Below are 2,479 nucleotides of genomic sequence, written 5' to 3'. Positions count from 1 at the left end.
ATCCTCTAGACTGGCCTGATCCAACGGCCCTTGGGCCAAAAGCATGATACGCGCCATAAGGGGAACGAATAGCAACGGCATTTCATCCGCAATCCTGCGCATCAAGTCCTGCGCCAACACATCCACATCAGGCTTGGGGCCATAATCCCGCAGCAGCACAGGTTCGCCAAAGACTACTGCTGCCTCTCCAAAGCGTAAGAACTTGCCGCGAATGCGCAGCCATGTCTTGCGCAGGATAAACACCAATATAACCGAAATGCGCGCCCTGAACCGGCGGGTGCCAGCCCGATCGGCTGCAATCAGAACGCGGTCCTCGAGAACCCTGTCATAATTAATGGCAACCGGGACAAACACCACATCACGGTTCTCCAGATCGGCTTCGGTGACATATCCCAGCAAACCCATCTTGGGCGGCATCAACTTACCGTTCAAGCTCAGCCCGCCTTCGGGGAAAATCGCTTGGGTCACGCCGCCTTCGGTGGCCATTTGCACATAGCGCGCCAAAACTTTGCGATACAGCGCGCCGCGTGATTTGCGCCTAATGAAATAAGCGCCCATCGATTTGATCAAGCGGCTCAAGGGCCATACCCGCGCCCATTCGCCCACGGCATAACTTAACGCCGAGGCTTCGCCCGCCAAATAGGTCACCAGCATATAGTCCATATTACTGCGGTGGTTCATCACAAAGATGACGGTCGCATCGGCGGGAATTGATTTGATCAAAGCCGCGTTATGCGCCCCTGTCCGGACTTCGTATAGGGCATTGGCCAAAAACCGCGCCAGACGGATGCCAAAGCTGAAATAGGCAAAAGCGCTAAAACTGGGTACAATTTCGCGGGCATAACGGCGGGCTTGTTCAAAGGCGACGTTTTCGGGAACGCCTTCTTTGCGCGCGTGGTCCACAATTGCCTGGCTCACTTGCGGGTCATATATCAGTCGCTGGATCATGTCGTGACGCCGCGCCAATTTAAACGGCTCGATCGGGCGGGTCAGACGCGTATTCAAACGCTCCACAGCTTTTTCCAAGCGACGCCGAAAAAACCAGCGCACAGAAGGCAACAGAAAATGACTCAGGGCTGTGACCGTTGCAAAAAGCAAGATCACAACGAATAGCCAAAGTGGAAGTTCAACAACCTGCGTCATAGAGTTAACCCTTGCAGCACTGCCGCAGTCTGAACAATATAAAAAGCCATGGCATGCGAGATCTCAACGGTTTTAACCCCAATGAACACGCCCGCATTGCCGATCTTTATTGGGTGGCTTTTTTGTAAGGGGGCCAGCTTCGGCGATCGGACTCATGGGGCCGGGCACCGCCTTATCGGACGTAATAAAAGACGAGGCGTGGCGGGCTGGCAAGATCATGGTGCGTCTGGACGTAATTTTCATAAACCCACGCACTAGACGTTGTACCTGCGCGAATGATCTGGACGGCAGAGCCATCTCAAGTAAAATGCCGCAATGCAGCGAATTGACAGAGCTTGATTATTTCAAGTATCAGTCATTTAACGCAACAATATTACGCAACTGATTCACGAGAGGCCGCCCCATGTCGCATCCGCAAAAAGACCGCCCTTGGCTGATCCGCACCTATGCCGGACATTCCACCGCCGAGGCGTCGAATGCACTATATCGCGCGAACCTGTTGAAGGGCCAAACCGGGCTTTCGGTGGCCTTTGATCTGCCCACCCAAACCGGATATGACAGTGATCATATCCTAGCGCGGGGCGAAGTCGGTAAGGTCGGCGTACCCGTCAGCCATCTGGGTGATATGCGGATGCTGTTCCGCGATATCCCGCTGGACCAGATGAACACCTCTATGACAATCAACGCAACGGCCCCGTGGTTGCTGGCGCTGTATATTGCCGTCGCCGAAGAACAGGGCGCTGATGTTTCCGCCCTGCAAGGCACCGTACAAAACGACCTGATCAAGGAATACCTAAGCCGCGGCACCTATATCTGCCCGCCCGCGCCCAGCCTCAAGATGATCGCCGACGTGGCCGAATATTGCTACACTAATGTGCCTAAATGGAACCCGATGAACGTGTGTTCGTATCACCTGCAAGAGGCGGGTGCCACGCCGGAACAGGAACTGGCCTTTGCCCTTGCCACCGCAACTGCCGTGCTGGACGCCCTGCGCCCGCGTGTGCCGGAAAAGGACTTCCCGATGCTGGTCGGGCGCATTTCGTTCTTTGTGAATGCAGGTATCCGCTTTGTAACCGAAATGTGCAAAATGCGTGCTTTTGGCGATCTGTGGGATGAGATCTGCCTAGAACGCTATGGCGTCGAAGATCCGAAATATCGCCGCTTCCGCTACGGCGTGCAGGTCAACTCCCTTGGCCTGACCGAACAGCAACCCGAAAACAACGTCTACCGCATTTTGATTGAAATGCTGGCCGTGACCCTGTCGAAAAACGCCCGTGCCCGCGCCGTACAGCTGCCCGCATGGAACGAAGCGCTTGGCCTGCCGCGCCCGTGGGAT

General features: G+C 55.3%; 1 protein-coding gene and 1 pseudogene. One reads left to right on the top strand and one right to left on the bottom strand.

Going from position 1 to position 2,479, the window contains the following annotated elements; translation table 11 throughout:
- Positions 1-1,143: 1-acyl-sn-glycerol-3-phosphate acyltransferase (locus tag ABYT07_RS20465; RefSeq protein WP_372993846.1), on the bottom strand; the 1,143-nt coding region annotated here is incomplete at its 3' end.
- Positions 1,144-1,540: 397 nt separating this feature from the next.
- Between ABYT07_RS20465 and ABYT07_RS20460 the strand changes: the two are divergent.
- Positions 1,541-2,479 (top strand): annotated as a pseudogene (locus ABYT07_RS20460) (methylmalonyl-CoA mutase family protein); the annotation flags it as partial.

Source organism: Sulfitobacter sp., from assembly GCF_041552635.1.
Classification (GTDB): domain Bacteria; phylum Pseudomonadota; class Alphaproteobacteria; order Rhodobacterales; family Rhodobacteraceae; genus Sulfitobacter.
This window is presented reverse-complemented; position numbering and strand designations above follow the sequence as displayed.